Here is a 2314-nt window from a genome sequence, read left to right on the forward strand (position 1 = left end):
ATCCGAAGCTGTTAAATTCACGCACTTCGACGCCCGAATCCTTCAAGAATCGGCCGGCAGGTCCATCCGATGCGATCGCACCGGCGGGAGAAATGTGGTCCGTCGTGACCGAATCGCCAAGCAGCGCCAACACGCGAGCACCCTTGATCGGTGCGATGTCCGGCACGGCTTCGGCGGTCACCGAATCGAGGAACGGAGGATGGTGAATGTAAGTGCTGTTTTCGTCCCACGGGTACAACGCTCCGCCCGAAACATCGATGGCATTCCACAATTCGTTGCCTGTCACCGAGGCCTCGTATTGCTCGGTGAACATCGATGGATCAATCGACGTCGCCATGGTTTCGCGGATTTCTTCGTTCGAAGGCCAAATGTCTTTCAAGAAGACATCGTTGCCCGATTGGTCTTGTCCGAGCGGTTCAGTTAACAAATCGATGTCGGTCGTTCCGGCCAACGCGTATGCCACGACCAAAGGAGGGCTCGCCAGATAATTCGCCTTGGTTAGCGGGTTGACGCGGCCTTCGAAATTGCGGTTGCCACTGAGTACGGCCGAGGCCACCAAGTCACCCGATTTGATCGCCGCCGCAACGGGTTCGGGAAGCGGACCACTGTTTCCGATACAGGTCGTGCAGCCGTAGCCGACCGTGTGGAAACCGAGCGTCCGCAGGCTGTCGGTGAGGTTCGCTTTGTCCAAATATTCGGTGACCACGCGAGAACCAGGTGCCAAGCTGGTTTTGACGTGCGATGGCACCGTCAATCCACGCTCGGCAGCTTTTTGGGCCAGCAAACCCGCACCGATCATGACCGATGGGTTGCTGGTGTTGGTGCACGACGTGATTGCGGCAATCACCACAGCACCGTGAGTAATTTCGCTGCTGTCGCCGTTGTTTTCCACTTTTCCGGTGCGTTTGAGTGCATCCGAATCGAGTCCAAATCCCGTTTTGCCAACCGGAGCGGTCAGCGATTTTTCGAAGGACTTTTTCATGTCCTTTAGCGTGATTCGGTCTTGGGGGCGTTTCGGACCTGCCAAGCTTGGTTCGACCGTACCGAGATCCAATGACAGCTTCTTGGTGTAGTTCAGTTCCGGGCCATCATCGGTACGGAACAAACCTTGTTCTTTGCAATAGCTTTCCACCAACGCGATCTGTTGCTCGCTGCGACCGGTTTGACGCATGTATTCGAGCGTGACTTGATCGACAGGGAAAAAGCCCATCGTTGCACCGTACTCGGGAGCCATGTTGGCGATCGTGGCGCGGTCCGCCACGCTCATCTTGTTCATCCCGGTTCCGAAGAATTCGACAAACTTACCGACCACGCCCTCTTCACGCAAAATTTCAACCACTCGCAAAACCATGTCGGTTGCGGTTGCGCCTTGCGGAAGTGCTCCGGTCAATTCGAATCCGATCACCTCGGGCATCAACATGTAAAGGGGTTGGCCGAGCATGTTGGCTTCGGCTTCGATACCGCCAACGCCCCAACCCAGTACGCCGAGTCCGTTGATCATCGTGGTGTGGCTGTCGGTGCCGACGAGGGTGTCGGGCATCGCAACCGGGCCTTCGTCGGTCTCTTTGAGCGCGACAACGCTGGCCAAGTATTCGAGATTGACTTGGTGGACGATGCCCACGTTCGGCGGAACGACGCGGAAATTGTCGAATGCTTTCTGACCCCAACGCAGGAATTCGTAGCGTTCGCGGTTACGCTCGAATTCACGTTCGACGTTTTGGGCGAGTGCCCCGTCGGTACCGAAAAAGTCGACTTGCACCGAGTGGTCGATCACCAAGTCAACGGGAATCAGCGGGTTGATCTTGTTCGGATCGCCACCAATTCGCTCCATCGCCGAACGCATCGCCGCCAAGTCGACGATCGCAGGAACGCCGGTAAAGTCTTGCAAGACAACGCGGTACGGTTTGAAGGGGACTTCTTGTTTGGCGGGCGAAGCGGCGTCCCAAGCGGCCAAGTTCTTGACGTCCTGCTGAGTGACGAGAAAGTCGTCACAGTTTCGCAAAACTGCCTCCAACAAAACTCGGATGGAAAATGGCAGACGGCTGATTTCGCCTAACCCAGCTTCCTCGAGCTTGCTGAGACGATAAATCGTCGCTGTTCCGTGGCCAGTGTCAAATTGATCGCGTGCGCCGAATGGATCGAAATTCACAGCAGGATTCTCTAGCAAAGTGGACTTAAAAAATATGCATTATTAACCGATGGCAACAGTTTAACGATCCAATGCCCCGTTGTCTGTAAGGAGTCAATTGGGGGAACGACTTGCACGCAGCATTGGCAAAATCCAGCGTGCTGGGGCGTTCCGTTTAGCGAAATG

The 2314-nt window shown here is 55.6% G+C and carries 1 protein-coding gene; it reads right to left on the minus strand.

Annotation, left to right across the window (positions count from 1 at the left end):
• The coding region (acnA, locus tag ABX962_RS34910) for an aconitate hydratase AcnA (RefSeq protein WP_372726271.1) at positions 1 to 2149 on the minus strand (2149 nt) is incomplete at its 3' end.
• Positions 2150 to 2314: the final 165 nt, after the last annotated feature.

This window comes from Novipirellula sp. (assembly GCF_041583735.1).
In the GTDB taxonomy this organism is placed as follows: domain Bacteria; phylum Planctomycetota; class Planctomycetia; order Pirellulales; family Pirellulaceae; genus Novipirellula.